General features: G+C 61.6%; 14 protein-coding genes and 1 pseudogene. 6 read left to right on the top strand and 9 right to left on the bottom strand.

Annotated features, from left to right (window positions below; genetic code table 11):
- Positions 1 to 17: 17 nt before the first annotated feature.
- Genes tssJ through tssB form a run of 7 tightly spaced genes read right to left on the bottom strand, consistent with a single transcriptional unit; the run spans position 18 to position 6501 of the window.
- Entirely contained in the window at positions 18 to 815 is a 798-nt protein-coding gene (gene tssJ / locus HU720_RS01365) for a type VI secretion system lipoprotein TssJ (RefSeq protein WP_186516666.1), read from the bottom strand.
- On the bottom strand, positions 812 to 1354 hold the full coding sequence (locus HU720_RS01360) for an FHA domain-containing protein (RefSeq protein WP_186516665.1): 543 nt from the start codon (positions 1352 to 1354) through the stop codon (positions 812 to 814). Before HU720_RS01360 ends, tssJ begins: the two co-directional genes overlap by 4 nt.
- Positions 1351 to 2367 (bottom strand): type VI secretion system baseplate subunit TssG, encoded by a 1017-nt coding sequence (tssG, locus tag HU720_RS01355; RefSeq protein WP_186516664.1) that lies wholly within the window; start codon positions 2365 to 2367, stop codon positions 1351 to 1353. Before tssG ends, HU720_RS01360 begins: the two co-directional genes overlap by 4 nt.
- Positions 2331 to 4097: a type VI secretion system baseplate subunit TssF gene (gene tssF, locus HU720_RS01350; protein WP_186516663.1), complete on the bottom strand. Its 1767-nt coding sequence runs from the start codon at positions 4095 to 4097 to the stop codon at positions 2331 to 2333. The genes tssG and tssF overlap by 37 nt, the downstream gene beginning before the upstream one ends.
- Before the next feature lie 3 nt (positions 4098 to 4100).
- Positions 4101 to 4508: a type VI secretion system baseplate subunit TssE gene (gene tssE / locus HU720_RS01345; protein ID WP_186516662.1), complete on the bottom strand. Its 408-nt coding sequence runs from the start codon at positions 4506 to 4508 to the stop codon at positions 4101 to 4103.
- Positions 4505 to 5980, bottom strand: a complete 1476-nt coding sequence (tssC, locus tag HU720_RS01340; protein ID WP_186516661.1) for a type VI secretion system contractile sheath large subunit — start codon at positions 5978 to 5980, stop codon at positions 4505 to 4507. The genes tssE and tssC overlap by 4 nt, the downstream gene beginning before the upstream one ends.
- A complete protein-coding gene (gene tssB / locus HU720_RS01335; RefSeq protein WP_186516660.1) occupies positions 5980 to 6501 on the bottom strand; it encodes a type VI secretion system contractile sheath small subunit in 522 nt (173 codons plus the stop codon). The genes tssC and tssB overlap by 1 nt, the downstream gene beginning before the upstream one ends.
- Before the next feature lie 174 nt (positions 6502 to 6675).
- Between tssB and vasI the strand changes: the two genes are divergently transcribed.
- The 6 genes and pseudogenes from vasI to HU720_RS01305 all read left to right on the top strand — a co-directional run bounded on the left by vasI (position 6676) and on the right by HU720_RS01305 (position 15228).
- Entirely contained in the window at positions 6676 to 7476 is an 801-nt protein-coding gene (vasI, locus tag HU720_RS01330; protein WP_346656543.1) for a type VI secretion system-associated protein VasI, read from the top strand.
- Positions 7464 to 8918 (top strand): type VI secretion system protein TssA, encoded by a 1455-nt coding sequence (gene tssA, locus HU720_RS01325; protein ID WP_186516657.1) that lies wholly within the window; start codon positions 7464 to 7466, stop codon positions 8916 to 8918. Before vasI ends, tssA begins: the two co-directional genes overlap by 13 nt.
- Positions 8918 to 12499 (top strand): type VI secretion system membrane subunit TssM, encoded by a 3582-nt coding sequence (tssM, locus tag HU720_RS01320; RefSeq protein WP_186516655.1) that lies wholly within the window; start codon positions 8918 to 8920, stop codon positions 12497 to 12499. The genes tssA and tssM overlap by 1 nt, the downstream gene beginning before the upstream one ends.
- Positions 12500 to 12690: 191 nt before the next feature.
- Complete coding sequence (gene ahpC, locus HU720_RS01315; RefSeq protein WP_186516654.1) at positions 12691 to 13254, top strand: alkyl hydroperoxide reductase subunit C; 564 nt, start codon at positions 12691 to 12693, stop codon at positions 13252 to 13254.
- A 125-nt stretch (positions 13255 to 13379) separates the two neighbouring features.
- Entirely contained in the window at positions 13380 to 14942 is a 1563-nt protein-coding gene (gene ahpF / locus HU720_RS01310) for an alkyl hydroperoxide reductase subunit F (protein WP_186516651.1), read from the top strand.
- A 94-nt stretch (positions 14943 to 15036) separates the two neighbouring features.
- Positions 15037 to 15228: pseudogene (locus HU720_RS01305) on the top strand (hypothetical protein).
- Positions 15229 to 15342: 114 nt separating this feature from the next.
- On the opposite strand, the gene HU720_RS01300 reads toward HU720_RS01305, so the two are convergent.
- Positions 15343 to 15990 carry a DUF480 domain-containing protein gene (locus HU720_RS01300; protein WP_186516649.1) on the bottom strand — a complete coding sequence of 216 codons (648 nt, stop codon included), beginning with the start codon at positions 15988 to 15990 and terminating at the stop codon, positions 15343 to 15345.
- A gap of 81 nt (positions 15991 to 16071) precedes the next feature.
- Positions 16072 to 17283, bottom strand: coding sequence for a serine/threonine transporter SstT (sstT, locus tag HU720_RS01295; RefSeq protein ID WP_186516647.1), 1212 nt, complete (start codon positions 17281 to 17283; stop codon positions 16072 to 16074).
- Positions 17284 to 17297 lie beyond the last annotated feature (14 nt).

Here is a 17297-nt window from a genome sequence, read left to right as displayed (position 1 = left end):
GCAGTTGGTAGTTGGCATCAGTCTTCTTCCCTGAGCAGCAGTTGCCCTTCGTTGAGCAGCACAGACAATGCTATTTGCCGGCCGCGCGGCGGTATGCGCAGCACCTGCTGCCAGGTAGCGTCTTGCTGGTTTCGGTAGTCGCCGACCACTGCCACGAAGCGGGTGTCGGCATGAAGGGCGACGAAGGGGACGAACTTGAACTGGCCGGGGCGCAGCAGGTAGTCGTCGTGGCTTATGTAAGTGCTACGCAAGGCCTTGGCGGGGTTGTTGTCCAGCGACTGGTAAAGGCTGTTGCGCAGCAGCGAGTCGTCCCGTAGCTGCAGGATCTTGATGGCAATCGGCGCAGCGGCCTGCACCGGGTTTGCTGTGGTGGGGCGGGGTAGCGTAAGCAGCACTGCCGGGTCTTCGTAGCGGCCTGGCGTGCTTTCCTCCAAAGGCGAGCGCGGCAAATCCTCCTCGCCCTCTGTATCCGGGGGCACTGGCGACATGGCAGGGAATTGCTCGTGCATGAACGTCAGCAGCGTGGTGAGTTTGTCGGTGAGCGCATAGGGGTCGCCAGCGCTGAGGGTTACTGCGTAAGGGCTCGGCTCCAGCGTCGATGGCTGTCCAGTCATGACATCGAGCTCATCGGGGGCGGCATTGAGCGCAGGGCTGGCGTTGATGCTGAAGGCAATCTGCGTCGGGTGGTCCGGCGGTGCGCCAATCGGCAGCGACGGGTCGAGCAACACTTGAGCCATACGGTTTACAGGTGTGCAGGCCGCCAGGCCTATGGCGGCCATCAGCATTGCAGTGGCAGCGCATGCAGGGCGCGTCATCGGGCTTCCCCCGCCACTTGGGTCTGCTGTGCCCCGGTTCCCAATGCAGTCAACGGGTCGGTTTCGATGCGCTGCGCGAAGACTTTGCAGATGTCCACTGCCTGCAGCGGGCGGCTTGGCGCTGCCGGTTCGGCAGGCACAAAACCGTCAGCGAGTAACGCATCCAGCACCGGCGGCCAGGCAGCAAAGCAGTCTTTCAGCGCGCCGCCCTGGGCATGCTCGCCGGGGAATCGAACCTGTACCAGGTAAGGGCCGATGCGCATGACATCGCCGTCGCGCAAGCTACGTGGCGAACGCTCCCCCACGCACAGCGGTTCTTCGTTCAAGTAAGTGCGGTTGCAGCGGTCAATGATGCAGAACCGGCCTTCGAGCCAGCGAATCTCGCAATGTACCGGGGCAACAAGGCCTGCGCTGTCGCTCAGTAACCAGTGCGCGCCTTCGCTGCCGATGGTGCCGCCGCGCCTGTCGAAGCGATGCCGGGCGATCACGCCGTGCTGCAGTTGTTGGAGGTTGCAGATGCTCAAGGTCAGCGTGTTCATGCGCGCCCCCTGACTCGCACGACCGGGCCCGACTCGCCGTCGCGATTGGGAACGAAGCTGGTCCAGCCCAGATGTGCGCCGTGCTCACAATGCAGGCAAAACGGCGCCAGGGCGTTGCGCTTGAGGTGCAGCTCCAGGTCGTAGGCAAGGCCATCGCGCAGCAGAAAATCGATCAGCGCACGCACGCGGTTGAAGTTCACCCCGCTGGGCAGCAGATCGCGCAGTTGTGCGTGGTCGAGATCGCTGATCACCAAGGTGAATTTGCTGCTGCGGGTACGGGTGCGGCTGCCAACCATGAATGTGCTGCCAAGCACGCCGTTGGCGCGCCCCAGGCACAGCAGTTGTGCGGCGGCGGTGGGCACCTGGCGGGTATCGAATTCGCGAATTCGCACATGCTTGAGGTCGAAGCAGTGGCCAATGATGCCGGCTACGGTTCCAGGCGCCCGGCTGCGCCCAGCGATCACACCGGCAAAGCTCAATAACCGGCTCCAGGGCAGCGCGGTATCGCCGCGCAGCTGTTGATCGTTGAGGCCGATTAGGGCGAATACGTATTGCGAGAACTGGTCGTTGGCGCCCGCCTGGAAGCGGATGTAATAGCGGTATTTGCGCCAGATCCGATGCAGCAGGCTGAGCAGGTAGTGGTTGAAGAAGTCCAAGAACGCCGGGCGTAGCCCGATGCCGTGAGCATGCTCGTAGGCAAGCTGTTCCAGGTAGTAAGTCGGCAGGGGCGAATCAGTGCCGTGCAGCCCCATGAAGGTCGTGCACACGCGGTAACGTTCTGGGCTGCCCGGCATGCGCGTTGCGGCACGCACATCAGCGGCAGGGAAGGTCAGGCGTGGATCACAGGCCAGACGTATCCGTTGCCGTGTAGCGGGGGCTGGCCAGCGCGGTTCGAGGTCGTCACCGTGCAGGCCGTGCAGGGTTTCCAGCAACGGATAGAAGTTGTACTGATGGGCGTCGGCGAGCAGCGTGCCGACTAAATCAGCGGCTGCTTGCCGGTCTGTAGTGGCCATGTGTAGTGCTCGTTGTTGGTGGTGTTGATCACTTCCAGCATGTGGAAGGAATTGATGCTCGCGTACAGGCCAAAGAATTGCGCCAGCACACAACTGAACAGATACAGGTCGCCCTCGCCGAGAAAGCCGCTTTCGGCCAGTTGCAGTTGCGTGCGCAAGCCGCGAATGGGCTGCCCTGCGATCAGCCAGTCAAGCGGTGCGGTGTTTACCGCGTCGATGGCATCGAGGCGTTTGCGTGTGGTGCGTGCATGCTGAATGTCGTGCAGCGCGGCAAAGTCATACGCGCGCAGTACCGCTTTAAGGGGTTCTGTGGAAAGCAGCGACAGGTAGTTGAGCGACAGATTCGACACCAGCGCCCACTGCAACTGGCCGTCCAGCACAGGCCGATAGGGGCGAGTAGGGGCGCGTAGATTGCGGTAGGTCACCAGCGGCGGGGTGGTTTCGGTCAGCACATCGATATCACCAATGCCCAGGGCCAGCGGCAGGTCGCGATTGGTGCAGGTGAGTTCGATGGAGGCTGTCTCCAGCTCGCCTATATAAGCGCTAGCGTCGGCGCGGACGAAGGCGATGTTGTGGGTGACGCCATCACCGTGCAGCGACTCTTCGACCAGGCATCGGTAATACAGCGCGGTCCGGCCTTGGGCATGTTCGATTTCGTGGGCGAAGGACTCGAATGGGCGGAAGATGCGCAAGCCTTGTTCGGCGGCGCCCGCGGTGCCCGCCCGGGCGCTGCTGACCTGGTCGACACTGAATATTTCATAGGCAAATGGCTGCCTGCCGCTGGGTGTCACCCGTGCGTGCGTGTGCAGGCCATTCAGGTCGATGGGGTCGGCACTGTGCTTGAACAGGTTCACCGCCGGTGTGCAGAACAGCGCAAAGTCTTCGCTGCCGACACGCATCCAGGTAGGCAGTGGGCGGCTGCAGTGAAACTCAAGCAGCACCTGCTTGCAACTGGCCGCAGGCCAGACCTGGCTCAGCCCATTAACTTTGAAAAAGTGAAAACGCTGCGGGAAGACGAAGTATTCCTGCAGGACGCGATAGCCATCGAACACGTTCTGCGGGTATGGCAGCAGCGCCTCTTCAGGTTTGAACCCCGGAAATCCGATGCAGCTGGCCGGCAAGCGCTGCGCGTGGCCATCGATGGTCACGCTGACGTGCTGCAGATACTGCGCAAGCCACAGGTACAGGGTGCGAGCGCTGCGGTCATCGCCACTGAGGTGAAACTCCAGCGCATCGCACCTCAGCGTATCCAGAGGCCGCTCGACCAAAGGCTCGAGACTGATGCGCACCACCGTGTGGTCTCGGGTCTGAGTGGCGCTTGCAGCCTGGATCGCGAAGGGGTGCAACGCCACTTCGGTACAGCTGCGGTATTCGCAGGCAACTCCATCCACGGGGCGCGAAAACAGCCGGGCACCCTTGGCGACGCGCTGCGATTCGCTTAGCGCCTGCTTGAGCGGGGTGAACTGGATAATCGTGGCGCTCGGCAGCGGCCGCAGGTAGTTCGGCCACAACAGCTGCAGCATTGGGTGGGTGAGTTCAGGCAGGTCGTCTTCAAGCTTCAGCCGTAGTTTGGCGGTGAGAAAGGCAAAGGCTTCGATCAGCCGCTCCACGTCAGGGTCGCTGCTGCTCTGGCCCAAAAATCGGGCCAGTTGCGGGTTGTCCTGGGCGAAGTCTGCGCCGAGCTCGCGCAGGTAGCGCAGTTCTTCACCGAATCGGTCTTTCAACGACATGGCTTACCTCACCTGCGTGTAGCGGCTGTGGCCGTTGATCAGCAGTTCGAGCTGCAACTGCTCGGCGCGGTCGTTGACCTGCACGTGGCACTCCAGCACTACGTGCAGCTCGAGCGGGCAATCGGCATCAGCCACGGCTCTCAGTGCGCTGACACTGATGCGCGGTTCGAAGCGCTGCAGGGTCTGGCGGATGTCGCGGCTGACCTGCTCAAGCAACTCGCCGCCGCTGAGGTCGTGCCCATTGAAGTCGCGCAGCCCCAGCGTAGGGCTGCTCTGTGAGCAGCCTTGGCGGGTGTTTAGCAAGGTTTCCAGATGGCGCTTGATGGCGGCGAACTTGTGCGCGGCGTTTTCGCGGCGCGTCGCCTGTCGGCTCATCTGCGGCGCCGTCAGGCGCTCGAAGAGGCTGTTCATTGGGCGTCAAGACGCCCGACCAGCGAGATCTCGAAGTTGGCGCCCATGTACTTGAAGTGCGGGCGCACAGCCAGCGAAACCTGATACCAGCCAGGGTCACCGGGCACATCCGATACCTCCACCCTGGCCGCGCGCAGGGGCCGCCGGCTACGCACGTCGGTGGATGGGTTTTCCTGATCGGCGATGTACTGCCTGAGCCATTTGTTGAGTTCGGACTCAAGGTCGCCGCGCTCTTTCCAACTGCCGATCTGCTCGCGTTGCAGCACCTTGATGTAGTGCGCCAGCCGGTTGACGATGAACAGGTAAGGCAGTTGCGTGCCCAGCTTGTAGTTGGTTTGTGCCTGCAAACCCTCTGGGGTTTTCGGGAATACCTTGGGTTTCTGTACCGAGTTGGCCGAGAAGAACGCGGCGTTGTCGCTGTCCTTGCGCATGGTCAGGGCAATGAAGCCTTCCTCGGCCAGTTCGAATTCCTTACGGTCGGAAATCAGTACTTCGGTGGGGATTTTCGCCTGCAATTGCCCCAGTGCCTCGAACAGATGCACTGGCAAGTCTTCGACGGCGCCACCTGATTGTGGGCCAATGATGTTCGGGCACCAGCGGTAGCGGGCAAAACTGTCGTTGATGCAACTGGCGAGCAAAAAGGCGGCGTTGCCCCACAGGTAGTTGTCGTGGCGCCCGTCGATGTTCTCGTCGTAGTTGAAGGCGCGAATGGGCTGTTGCTGGTGGTGGTAGGCCGAACGCAGCATGAACCGTGGCCCCACCAGCGCGGTGTAGCGTGAATCTTCACTCTCGCGGAACGAGCGCCACTTGGCATGGCGTGGCCCTGCGAAGAGGTCCTTGACCTCCTTGAGGTTGGGCAACTCTTCGAAACTTGCGAGGTTGAAAAACTCAGGGGAGGGCGCAGTCAGAAATGGCGCATGCGCCATGGCCCCGACCGACGCCATGTAACTTAACAGTTTGATGTCGGGTGACGAGGGGCCAAAGGTATAGTTACCGAGCATGGCCGCAATCGGTTCGCCGCCAAATTGGCCATAACCTGCGGTGTAGACATGCTTGTAGATACCGCTGCAGGTAATGTCGGTCGCGTTCTCGAAGTCCTCCAGCAAATCATCTTTGCTGATATGCAGCACATCGAGTTTTATGTTCTCGCGAAAGTCAGTTCGGTCGACCAGAAGTTTAAGCCCACGCCAGGACGACTCCAATTGCTGAAAGGCAGGCTGATGCAAAATGGCGTCCATTTGTTTGCCCAGTACCCGGTCGACTTCCGTGATCATCTGGTCAACACGGTGCTTGTTGATCAGTTGTTCCGGTTTGTCGCTTTTAAGCAGTTCGGCGATAAACGCTGATACGCCGTTGCGAGCAACTTGGTAACCCTCGTCAGCTGGCATCAGACGTGTTTCGGCCATTATCTGGTCGAGCAGCGTGGTGGTGCCGAGGGTTTTGCTGTCCGCCTTGGGTATGAGTTGCGGCATCAGGAGGCTCCGTGGCTCGGATTGGGTTCGGGGTCATCAATGGCCAGCTCCAGTTCATGCGCCAATTGCTGGCGCGTGTGCTTGTCATTGAGCAGGTGCTGCAGTTGCTGGCGGAACGCGGGCAGGTTGCCCAGAGGGCCTTTGAGCGCCACAAGCGCCTCGCGCAGTTGCAACAGCTTGTTCAGTTCCGGCACCTGGCGGGCGATGTGCTCTGGGCCGAAGTCGTTGATCGAACGGAGCTGCAGGCTGATGGCAAGCTCGGCGTCGGCGGCAGGGTTCAGCAAGGATGGTACGGTCATGTCCAAGCGCACGCCTGAGTCATTCAGTACGTTGTCGAAACTGTGCTTGTCGATGCGCATTGCCGGCCGGTCTTCAAGTGCTCGGCAATCTTCCAGACCGAAGTCACCGATCACTAGCATCTTGTGGGGGAGTTCGACCTCTGCCGTTTCGTCGCCGGTGGCAGGCCGATATCTGATGTTGATGCGCTCTTTTGGCGCAACGGAACCCAAGGTTTTTATCACTGTTGTATTGCCCCGTCTGCATGTGGGATTGCTATCGATTAGACGGTATTTATCGTGGCTTCGCCTGTAGGAGAAATCTCAGTGTGTGGCCCGAATTTTACGCTTCCCGTTAATTTGCCGGGGCTGAGCGTGAAAGGGTTTGGCTGGAAGCGAGCTCTGCTGTAAGTGCAATGTGTGAGCAAATATTTGTTTGTAGGTTTTAGTTTGTCTGTACTAGTCTCGGCTCGTTTTGGATTTCAGATAGCACCCAATAATTATTACAACTTTGCAGTCAGAAAATTCGTGCACTGTTTTGCCGAAATCAGAGTATTGAAAAGGACAAATCTCGACATGAATTACCGTTGCGCCTATGGCGCGAGTTTATTGTCTTTGCTTGTTGTCGATGTTGCACAGGCCGGCGCCGGGCGTGACTGTCGGCACATCGTATCGAGCCTTGAACGCCTGGCCTGTTTTGATCAAGTAGCAGGTACGCGCGGCCGCATGGCGCCGCCGCAACGCGCGGTTGCCGAACTCCATGCGCCCAGCTATTCGCGTGTAATAGCCAACGAGGGCAGCAGAGGCGAGCACGACCTGACCTTCCTCAGCAATGCAGCAGAACCAGGCGCTACCGATGGCTTGATGATCTCGGCGCCCGCCATTGCTTCGGCAGCGCCTCACACTTATCTCGCCATTAGCTGCGTGCAGAACATTTCGAGGCTGCAACTGATCAGCGGGCGGCCGGTTGATGCAAGGTGGGTCAGGGTGCAACTGCAAGGGGAGCGCAACGCCACGACCGCTACCGCTTGGCAGGTGATGGAGAACGGGCAGGTGCTTGATGCTGGGCGTGGGCTGCCGGCCATCGAGCAGATCAAGCAACTGATTGGCGCTCATCGTATTCGGGTGCACAGCGACAACCCACAAGTAGATGGCCTCACGTTCGATGCACAAGGGCTGGACCCCTTGATCAACCAGGCGCGCTCAGCATGTCGCTGGTAATGGCGGTGCCGTCATCGCCCGTCGACCGATTGCTGCTCCCAATCGATCCGCGCGCCCCGGCCGGTCTGTTCGATTCTGAGGATGAAACCTTTCAAGCCATTGATCAGGAGATGGTCAAGCTTGGAGGGTTGCAGACTGCCAGCATTGATTGGAGCTTCGTGGAAGAGGCGTCATGCCAATATCTGGAGCGCAGTTGCAAGCACTTCAGGATCGCAGCCCACCTGAGCGCCGCCTGGTTGCGCAACCCAGGCTGGGGGGAATGGGGCAATACCGCTCGGTTATTGGCGGGCATGGTGCAGGCTTACTGGGAGCCCGGCTACCCCAAACCAGGGCCGACCGGGTTCATTGGCAAGCGCAGGCTGGTAGAGCGGGTGGCCAACCGGCTGGCTGAAACACTGCCAAAACTTGAGCGCGGCAGCTACAGCCCAGCGGCTGCGCAACTGGCGCAAAATGCATTGGCCCAGTTGCAGCAGGGTCCGGCGCAATTGGCGGACGCGGGTCTTGGCGAGTTGCAGAGGTTGCTGGCGCGGTATCTGGAGTGCGCCAACGAACCTCAGCGGTGCGCAGCCCCCATGGCTGCTGTTGAGGTTGAGCCTGCGCCCGTACAGGCGGTTATTTCCGCCGTCAGGCCGAGCAGTGCCAGCGACAACCCACGCGAAACCCGGCGCGCCCTGTTGAGCATGGCAGACCTGGCAAATCAGCATGATCCCTATGACCCCGTGGGGTATCAGCTTCGTCGTTTTGCCATGTGGGCCCATATCGATGCCGCGCCAAACTGCCAGCCCAACAACCGTACACAGCTGCTGGCCATTCCCCCTGAGCTTTCCAGTGGCTATGTCAACGCCATGGCCGGGAAGGCCGTCGAGCTCGGCTTGCTCAAACGGATCGAAACCAGTGTTGCAGCTTCTCCCTATTGGTTTCGCGGCAGCTTCATGGCTGCCAGCGTCGCGTCGCGTCTGGCCATGGACGAAGTGGCTGAAGGTATTCGCAGTGCCACCGCTCGCTTTGCCCAACGGTTACCTGCCCTGCAGCAACTGTGCTTCAGCGACGGCTCGGTGTTCATGGATGAGCAGACCTTTGCCTGGCTCAAGAGTACGCCAGAAGCCGCTAACGCTGGCGGGTGCGCACAAGCGTTCGCCGAGTTGCGCAAACAACTGCTCAGCCAGCTCGAAGCCGGTGGCGTGGAGCCCGTGCTGTTTCACCTGCAGTCGTTGCAACGCGATCTGCGTACCCCGCGTGAGCGCTGCCACACAACGCTTATCGCAGCCGAGCTGCTGGCTGCGCGCGGCATGCCGTGGCTTGCCCAAGACTTGTACGCCGGTATTGCCCGGCTGATGCAGGAAACCACCGCAGATGCCTGGGAGCCCGATGTATTTCGGCTACTCCAGCAGCCCGCTGCGCGCCCGGCTCAGGCCGACCATGACAAGGGGCAAAAGCCTTGATGAATCAACTATGGACCTTGTTTCTGCGCTGGGGCCTGCCGCTGGCAGGACGCGTTGCAACGCTGATGCCTGTGCTGCTCGCGGCCTGTGCCGTGCTTGTGCTGGTAGCCATCTGGTGGCTCGGGCCACACTGGACCTGGCGCGGCCAGCAACCGCTGGCTGCACCTTCCCATCGTGCGGTGCTGAGCCTTGCGTTGGTATTGCTGGTATTGGCAGCGTGGCTCGGCGCATTGCGTTCAGGCATGCGGCGGTTGCAGGCGCAACGTCGGCGCGAATCCGAGCTTCATGACGACCCATGCCTTGAGTTCGTCCATGCTCAGGAGCGGGCGCTCAACCGCAATCTAGACCACTACCTTGACAATGCCGGCGGCGGCCGTGCGTTGTATCGCTTGCCATGGTACCTGGTGCTGGGTGATGCGCAGGCTGGCAAAAGCAGCCTTGTTGACCGTTCGGAGCAGTGCTTTTCGCTGACCCGGATAGGCCAAGACCAGGCCCGGGTGCGCGGCGCGGTCGAGCAGGGCTACTGCCCAGGTTGGTGGGTGAGCAGTGATGCCGTCATCATTGATCCGCCAGGCGAGTTCATCAGCCAGGGCCCGTCGCTGCCCGCATTACCTGAAGGCACTCAGGCCAGGCTGTGGGAGCATCTGCTGGGTTGGCTTTTGCGCAAGCGCAGCCGTAGAGCGTTGAACGGGCTGTTGCTGGTCGTTGATCTGCCGGCCTTGTTGCACGCAGCGCCCGAGCAACGCCTGGAACTTACCCGTGTGTTGCGCACCCGCTTGCATGAAGTCAGCAGCCAGTTGGGTTCACGCTTGCCGCTGTACGTAGTGCTGAGCAAATTCGATTTGCTCGACGGCTTTGAGCAGCTCTACGGGAGCATGGCCGCCGCGCAGCGGCGTCAGTTGCTCGGATTCACGTTCACGCTCGACGCCGTCAGTGCCCCAGATGTGTGGCTGGACGAGCTTGACGCGGCCTATGACAACTTTCTTCACCACTTGCATGAGCAGGTTCTGGAGCAAATGCAGGCAATCGACAACGCGCCGGGGCGTGCGCGGCTGTTGTCGCTGCACGTGCAACTGGTGGGTTTGCGCCCGGTGCTGGCGAACTTTCTGCGCGAAACCCTGGCCAGCGACAGTTTCACCACGCCAGCGCTGGTGCGTGGCGTGTATTGGTCTTCCGTCACCCAGCAGGGCGATATGCTCAATGCCTTCGCTCGCGAGGCTGCGCAGCCCTACGGCACGTTGGCGCCACTTCGCGAAGGTAAGGCGCAGGGCAAGGCACTGGTCTACTTCATCCAGCAGGTGTTCGACCAGGTGATCTACAAGGAGGCGGGGCTTGCCGGGGACAACGTACAGGTCGCGCGGGCCAAGCGGCGCCTGCTGTGGGCGAGTTGTGCGGTGGGCCTGCTGGCCTGCGCTGTCGCAGTGGCCAGCTGGCATCGCTATTTCGCCATCAACCAAGGCAAGGCCATCGGGGTATTGGCCAGAAGCCAGGAGTACAGCCGTCACCAGGTTGATCAGCGCCTGGACCCGACCGGGCGCAACCTGCTGGAACCGCTGGATCAGATCCGCGCAGCGGTGAGTGTGTTCGGCGACTACCGCGCAGCCTGGCCGTTGGTGGCTGACGTGGGCTTGTACCAAGGCCGGGTCATAGGGCCGCGGGTCGATGAGGCCTATCTGAATTTGCTGTCGCGCCGCTTTCTGCCGGCCCTGGCCAGTGGCGTCGTCGAACAGATGATGGCCGCAGCGCCCGGCAGTGAACAGCAGTTGGCAGCGCTTCGGGTCTATCGAATGATCGAAGACCGACGCAATCGACGAGCGCAGTGGGTGGAGGAATGGATGGCTACGCAATGGCAGGCCGCGTTTCCAGGCCAAGGGGCTTTGCAGCGTGATCTGATGCGCCATCTGAAATACGCCCTGGCTTATGCAGATGCCGACCTTGCGCAGTACCGCCAGCGGGTCGCGCAGGTGCAGCAGGTCCTGCGCCAGGTGCCGCTGCCTCAGCGTGTGTATGCCGGGCTCAAGCAGCAGGCTAGCGAGAAGCTGTACGGGGCGCTGAGCGTGCGCCAGCAGGTCGGCCCGGCGTTTGACGTGGTCTACCAGCCAGCCTCAGACATGGATCACATGGAAGGGGCTGTACTGCTGGCGCCCCTGCTGACGGGCAAGGGCTTGGCCAGTTATTTTGAATCGCGCAGCCAGCAATTTGCCGAGATGGCCATGCTCGACCAGTGGGTGCTGGGCGAGCGCGATGACCTGGATTATTCCGACGCCGATCGCGATGCTTTGGCCGAGCGGGTGCGCAGTATTTACAGCACCGATTATGTCGACAGCTGGCGGCGAGCCCTGAATGCGTTCGAGGTGGTGGATTTCCACGGGCTGGACCATGCCGTGGCGGTGTTGCAGCAGGTCACAGGGCCCGCGGCGCCGCTGCTGCGGTTGTTGGAGACGGTCAGGGACAACACGTCGCTACCGCGCCCCGCGTTGGCTGAAGCTGCGCCTAGCAGCAATGGCGTCAAGGCGACTGGCGCGCCAGAGGATGTGCATGCGATGAGCATTCGCCGCGCGTTCTCGGCGTTGAATGGAATGCTGCAGGCCAATGCCGAGCGCCCCAGTTACTACGATGAAACCCTGCAGGCAATCACTGCCGTGCACGACTACGTCAAAGCCGTGCAGGACAGCCCCGACCGGGGCAAAGCTGCGTTGCATCTGGTCCTGCAGCGCTTTTCCATGACCGCCCACGACCCTATCGGCAACTTGCAGCGGGTGGCCAGCGGGCTGCCTGACCCGGTCAACCGGCAGGTGCGCAAAATGGCCGACCAGACCGCCCAAATGCTCAATATCGAAGCGCTGCGTGAGTTGGAGCGGCGTTGGGACGTCGAGGTTTACAGCTTCTTCCAGCAGCGCCTGGCGGGCCGCTATCCCTTTGTGGTGCGGGCACCGGATGCCTCGCTGGATGATTTCGAGGCGTTCTTCGGCCCGAAAGGGCGGTTGCAGCAGTTTCATGACAGCTACCTCAAGGTGTTCCTCAAGGACAACCTGGAGGCGCTGCAGGCCAGTCAGCAGGGGACTTCGTTAATCCGCAGTGATGTCATCGAGCAATTGGAACTTGCCGAGCAGATCCGCGAAAACTTCTTCGATCAGCGGGGCAACTTCAGCGTGCAGTTCAGCATCGAGCCGTTGGGCCTGAGCACCAATCAGCGCACCAGCCTTCTCGACCTGGACGGCCAACTGATCTCTTATACCCATGGCACTGGCCAGATTACCGGAGTGGTCTGGCCAAACACGCAGGGACAGCAAGTGCGTAGCAGCCTGACCCTGCTGCGGCTCAACGGTACCAGCAGCAACCTTGAATACCGTGGCCCCTGGTCGTTGTTTCGGCTGCTCAGCAGAGGCTCGTTGAATGGCCGCACGGCCAGCAGCGTCGATTTGAGCTTCCATACCGCAGATGGCGCGATGCGCTATCGATTGAGTTCGGAAAAGGCGTTCAACCCCATCACCCAGCAGCCCTTCAAGGGGTTCCGCCTGCCACGCGGGCTATTGCAGCAGCCGCCGGCATTGGCTGAGGCAGGCCAGCTGGACTTGTAGGCCACGCCCAGGGGCGCCAACCGACCTCGGCGCCCCGCAATCCTTTGCTCAGCCCATTCCCTTCTATTAATAAACCGGCCTTATAGCCAAAACCAATCAGCAGCATCAGCTTTGCCAATGAGCCTTCAGCCGCCGCTGTCGGTAGGATTCACTCCATCAACTGATTCCAACCCCATGAAGGAGCGTCTCGCATGCCAATCATCAACAGCCAAGTCAAACCGTTCAACGCCACTGCCTACCACAAAGGCGAGTTCGTTCAGGTCAGCGACGCCGATCTGAAAGGCAAGTGGTCGGTCGTGTTCTTCTACCCGGCAGACTTCACCTTCGTCTGCCCGACCGAACTGGGCGACCTGGCCGACAACTACGCCGAATTCCAGAAACTGGGCGTGGAAATCTACGGTGTGTCCACCGACACCCACTTCACCCACAAAGCCTGGCACGACACTTCGGACACCATCGGCAAGATCCAGTACCCACTGATCGGTGACCCGACCCATGTCATTTCGCGCAACTTCGATGTGCTGATCGAAGAAGCTGGCCTGGCTGACCGCGGTACCTTCGTGATCAACCCAGAAGGCCAGATCAAGATCGTCGAACTGAACGACGGTGGTGTAGGCCGCGATGCTGCCGAACTGCTGCGCAAGGTCAAGGCTGCCCAGTACGTCGCCGCTCACCCAGGCGAAGTGTGCCCAGCCAAGTGGAAAGAAGGCGAAGCCACCCTGGCCCCGTCCCTGGACCTGGTCGGCAAGATCTAAGTGTCCAGCACCTTGTGGGCGGTAGACAGCCGCCAAAGCTGAAGTAGCTACCGCCCCGTAAAAGCGCCCGGGCGACCTCGCCTGGGCGTTTTTGTATCCGAGTTTTGAAAAAAGGAATCGCCCGTATGTTGGACGCCACGCTTAAATCGCAACTGAAAACCTACCTGGAGCGGGTCACCCAGCCGATCGAGATCGTTGCCTCCCTCGACGACGGCGCGAAGTCCCGCGAATTGCACGACTTGCTGGTGGAAATCGCCGGCCTGTCCAACCTCATTACCTTCCGTGCAGACGGCAACGATGCACGTCGCCCTTCGTTCTCGCTGAACCGCCCGGGGGCTGACATCAGCCTGCGCTTTGCCGGCATCCCCATGGGCCACGAATTCACCTCCCTGGTGCTGGCGCTGCTGCAAGTCGGCGGCCACCCCTCCAAGGCCAGCGCCGAAGTGATCGAGCAGATCCAGGGCCTGAAGGGCGAATTCACCTTCGAAACCTATTTCTCGCTGTCGTGCCAGAACTGCCCGGATGTGGTCCAGGCGCTGAATCTGATGGCGGTGCTCAACCCCAACGTGCGCCATGTGGCGATTGATGGCGCGCTGTTCCAGGACGAGGTCGAGCGGCGCAAGGTCATGGCGGTGCCGAGCATCTACCTCAACGGTGAAGTCTTCGGCCAGGGGCGCATGGGCCTTGAAGAGATTCTGGGCAAGATCGACACCGGCGCAGCCGACCGTCAGGCCGAGAAAATCAATGCCAAGGATGCTTTCGATGTGCTGGTAGTCGGCGGTGGCCCGGCCGGTGCTTCGGCGGCCATCTATGCGGCGCGTAAAGGTATCCGCACCGGTGTGGCTGCCGAGCGTTTCGGCGGCCAGGTGCTCGACACGCTGGCTATCGAGAACTTTGTCTCGGTGCAGGAAACCGAAGGGCCGAAGCTGGCCACGGCGCTTGAAGAGCACGTCAAGCAGTACGACGTCGACATCATGAACCTGCAACGCGGCGAAGCGCTGATCCCGGCAACCGACGGCGGCCTGCACGAAGTGCGCCTGGCCGGTGGTGCTGCGCTCAAGGCCAAGACCGTGATCCTGGCCACCGGTGCCCGCTGGCGCGAAATGAACGTGCCCGGTGAGCAGCAATACCGGGGCCGTGGCGTCGCCTACTGCCCGCACTGCGATGGCCCGTTGTTCAAGGGCAAGCGCGTGGCGGTGATTGGCGGCGGTAACTCAGGTGTGGAAGCGGCCATCGACCTTGCGGGTATCGTCGCCGAAGTGACGCTGATCGAGTTCGACAGCCAACTGCGCGCCGACGCCGTGTTGCAGCGCAAGCTGCTGAGCCTTGCCAACGTCAACGTGATCAAGAGCGCGTTGACCACCGAGGTGATCGGCAATGGCGAGAAGGTGTCTGGCCTGCGTTACAAGGACCGCACCACGGATAGCGAACATGAGATCGAGCTTGAAGGCATCTTCGTGCAGATCGGCCTGTTGCCGAACACCGATTGGCTCAAGGGCACTGTCGAGCTGTCGCCACGCGGCGAGATCATTGTCGATGCCAAGGGCCAGACCAGCATCCCGGGCGTGTTTGCCGCAGGTGACGTGACCACTGTGCCGTACAAGCAGATCGTTATCGCTGTGGGCGAGGGCGCCAAGGCTTCGCTGGCTGCATTCGACCACCTGATCCGTACCTCGGCGCCGGCCTGAGGCCTGGGGGGGATGGTGGGGCGAGGGGCAAGCCTGCTCGCCACGGGCCTGAGGGTGTCTACTATTACGGCAGACATCCTCGGGAACCACGCCAATGACCTTGATCAGCCGCGAACCTTGGTGGCTAGTGCCACCCCAGCCCGGCCAGTAAGAGCAAGACTTGCACTGGGGCTATCTGGAAATCTATGCCGACGGCCGTACCCTGTTCGTCGACCAGCGCCCCAGCGACCGGGAACTGGCTGAGCGCAAAAGCTGCCGCAACTTCCCCGAACCTGAACAACCCTGATATCGCCGGGGCCGCTTTGCGGCCCATCGCGGCGCAAGGCCGCTCCTACACAGGCCACACACATCCTGTAGGGGCGGCCTTGCGCCGCGATGGGCTGCGAAGCAGCCCTGGCTCTCAGCCCACCAGCTCGTCCAGGCGTGCCTCAAGCGCAGCAATGCGTGCTTCCAGCGCTTCGATACGTTCCTCCGACACGGCATTGCCTGCGCTGCGTGAACCCCCTTCATGCTGGCGCGCAGCAAGAATCGCCTCGATTTCTGCAGGGTCGCCCAGCGCATGGGTGTAGCGGTCTTCACGCTGGCCTGGCTGGCGCGGCAGGTGCAAGGCCAACCCTCGCGAAATCAAACGCTCCAGCTGGTGCTGCACCTGGTCGACATCTTCGAACTCGTGCAGGCGGTTGCTGCGGGTCAGTAGCTCATTGAGCGTCTGCGGGCCGCGCAGGAACATCAGCCCCATCAGCACCAGCTGCGCGGGCACCAGCTCCAGGGCCTTGTCTACCCGGTGCTCCCAGCGGTCAGCGCGGCTGCCCATTTGCAGGCGTGTCATGTCCTGGCCTTCAAGGCTGCGCAGGGCCTGGCCAACCTGGCCGGGGGAGAGGTTCATCACTGGCTCACGGCTGGTTTTCTGGTTGCACGCCAGCACCAGGGCGTTGAGGGTCAGGGGGTAGCTTTCAGGGCTGGTTGCCTGCTTCTCGATCAATGAACCGAGCACGCGGATTTCGATGCTGGTGAAACGGCCTTCGCCGGTGGTTTCTTGGTCTGACATGGCCCAGTCTCATTGCGAGGAAAAGGCCACTAGCCTAGGTAAAGCCCGATCGCGGGGCAAGCCTGCCCCGCAATCATTGCTTCAGGCGCTGCGCTGTTTCATGCCGCCGCAGGCCGCTGCGGTGAACAGTACGTCGGTCGAGGAGTTCAGTGCCGTCTCTGCCGAGTCTTGCAGTACGCCAATGATGAAGCCAACCGCAACCACCTGCATGGCCACTTCGCTGGGGATGCCGAACAGGCTGCAGGCCAACGGAATCAGCAGCAGCGAGCCGCCGGCCACGCCGGAAGCGCCACACGCGCAGATCGACGCCACCACGCTCAGTAGCACGGCAGTTGGCAGGTCCACCGGGATGCCCAGGGTGTGTACAGCGGCGAGGGTCAGCACGGTGATGGTGATCGATGCACCGGCCATGTTGATGGTCGCGCCCAGCGGGATCGAGACCGAATAGGTGTCTTCATGCAGGCCGAGTTTTTCGGCCAGCGCCAGGTTGACCGGGATATTTGCCGCCGAGCTGCGGGTGAAAAACGCCGTGATGCCGCTTTCGCGCAGGCACAACAGGGTCAGCGGGTACGGGTTGCTGCCGGTTTTGCAAAACACGATCAGCGGGTTCACCACCAGTGCGACGAACAGCATGCAACCAATCAGCACGCCCAGCAGGTGCAGGTAGCCAAGCAGCGCGTCGAGGCCGGACTGGGCGAGGGTCGAGGTGACCAGGCCGAAGATGCCCAGTGGGGCGAAGCGGATCACCAGGCGCACGATGCGGGTTACCGCATGGGACAGGTCATCGACCATGCCGCGGGTGCTGTCGCTGGCGTGGCGCAGGGCGATGCCGAGGCCGATGGACCAACTGAGCACGCCAATGAAGTTGGCATTCACCAAGGCACTGACCGGGTTATCGACGGCGCTGAGCAGCAGGTTCTGCATCACTTCGGTGATGCCGCCGGGCGCGCTCAGCGAGGCCTGGCTGGCATTGAGCACCAGTTCCGAGGGGAACAGCATGCTTGCCCCGACCGCAACCACGGCTGCGGCGAAGGTGCTCAGCAGATACAAGGCGAGGATCGGGCGAATGTGGGTTTGCTGGCCATGGCGGTGGTTGGCGATCGACGCCATGACCAGCACGAACACCAGGATCGGCGCCACAGCCTTGAGCGCGCTGACGAACACTTTGCCGATAAAGGCCAGGTCCAGGGCGATTGCCGGGGCGAGCAGGGCGAGGGCGATGCCGGCCACCAGGCCGATGCAGATCTGCGTCACCAGGCCCGTACGGTCAATGAAGCGGAGGATGGAGGACATGTGCAACACGGTCT

Source organism: Pseudomonas sp. SWRI51, from assembly GCF_014268825.1.
Classification (GTDB): Bacteria; Pseudomonadota; Gammaproteobacteria; order Pseudomonadales; family Pseudomonadaceae; genus Aquipseudomonas; species Aquipseudomonas farsensis.
This window is presented reverse-complemented; position numbering and strand designations above follow the sequence as displayed.